We start from the raw sequence: 1,749 nt of genomic DNA on the forward strand, positions 1-1,749 counted from the left end.
CCGTGGCGGGGCCGACGAGTTCCTCGAGGACGTCCTCCATGGTGACGTAGCCGAGCAGCGTGCCGTCGTCCCCGGTGACCGCGGCCAGGTGGGTGCCCGCGGCCCGCAGGGCGGTGAGCGTGTCGTCCAGCGGAGTGGTGGGGCGGAGCCGGATGACGGGGTGGAAGGCGCTCCGGGGGAAGGGGCGGTCGCGCTCGGCGGCGCCGAGGGTGTCCTTGATGTGGAGGAAGCCCAGGACGCCGCCGTCGGCACCGGTGACCGGCAGGCGCGAGTAGCCGGACGCGGCGGCGGTCCGCTCCAGTTCGTCCGGCGTGACCCGTTCGCCGACGGTGACCATGCGACGGGCCGGCACGAGGATCTCCCCCACCGGACGGCTGCCCAGTTCCAGGGCGTCGCGCAGACGCTCGCCACCCGTGGCGTCGAGCAGCCCGGCGGCGCTGGAGTCCTGGACCAGCCGGGCCAGTTCGTCGTCGGTGAAGACCGCCGCGACCTCGTTCTTCGGCTCGACGCGCAGCAGCCGCAGCAGGGCGTTGGCGAAGGCGTTGACGCCGAAGACCACGGGCCGCAGCGCACGCGTGACGGCCACCAGCGCCGGCCCGAGCAGCAGCGCGGAGCGCTCGGGCGCGGCCAGCGCGATGTTCTTGGGCACCATCTCGCCGACCAGCATGTGCAGGTAGGTGGCCGCCGCGAGGGCGATCACGAACGAGATCGGGTGCACCAGCGCGTGCGGTACGTGCGCGGCCTCGAAGCCCGGCTCCAGCAGGTGCGCGATGGCGGGTTCGGCGACCGCGCCCAGCACCAGCGAGGAGACGGTGATGCCCAGCTGCGCGGTGGCCAGCAGGGCGGACAGGTGCTCCAGCCCCCAGAGCACCGTGCGGGCACGCTTGTCGCCTCCTTGCGCGCGTGGCTCGATCTGGCTGCGCCGTACGGAGATCAGGGCGAACTCGCCGCCCACGAAGAAGGCGTTCGTCAGCAGGGTGAGGGCGCCGATGGCGAGCTGCAGCGCGGTCATCGGGCGTCCTCCGGGATGCGTGCGACACGGACCCGCTCGGCCACGTGGTGGTCGACGCTGAGCACGGTCAGCCGCCAGCCGTCGTGATCGACGCTGTCCCCGGGGGCGGGAATGCGGGCCAGCTCCGTCGAGACGAGGCCGGCGACGGTCTCGTAGGGGCCGTCCGGCGCGGTCAGGCCGATGCCGGCGAGCTGGTCCATGCGGACGCTGCCGTCGGCCTCCCAGGACCCGTCGTCCGCGGGGGCGAGGTCGGGCGGCTGCTGGGGGTCGTGCTCGTCGCGCACGTCGCCGACGACCTCCTCCACGACGTCCTCGACGGTGACGACCCCGGCGGTGCCGCCGTACTCGTCGATGACGACGGCCATGGTGCGGCGGCTGCGCATCCGGTCCAGCAGCCGGTTCACGGGCAGGCTGTCGGGCACGAGCAGCGGTGCCGTGGCCAGGGCACCCACGGGCGTGCCGGCGCGCTCGCCGGCCGGGAGGGCCAGCACGTCGCGGATGTGGACGGTGCCGATGACCTCGTCGAGGCCGTCCCGGTAGACGGGGAAGCGCGACAGGCCGGTGGCCAGTGACAGGGCCGCGGCGTCCGCGGCGGTCGCATGGACCTCCAGGGCCCGTACGTCCACACGTGGGGTCATGACGTTCTCCGCGGTCAGCTCGCTCAGGTGGAGCGTGCGGACGAAGAGCTCGGCGGAGTCGGGTTCCAGCACGCCCTCGGCGGCGGAGTGGCGGGCCAG

General features: G+C 74.0%; 2 protein-coding genes. Both read right to left on the reverse strand.

What is annotated here, in order from left to right; genetic code table 11:
* On the reverse strand, nt 1-1,012 hold a 1,012-nt coding region (locus ACFW3D_RS42095), incomplete at its 3' end, for a hemolysin family protein (protein ID WP_500513779.1).
* Nucleotides 1,009-1,749: transporter associated domain-containing protein (locus ACFW3D_RS42100; protein WP_500513781.1), on the reverse strand; the 741-nt coding region annotated here is incomplete at its 5' end. The genes ACFW3D_RS42095 and ACFW3D_RS42100, both read right to left, overlap by 4 nt.

Origin of the sequence: Streptomyces sp. NPDC058864 (genome assembly GCF_042742985.1) — a bacterium.
Lineage (GTDB): Bacteria > Actinomycetota > Actinomycetes > Streptomycetales > Streptomycetaceae > Actinacidiphila.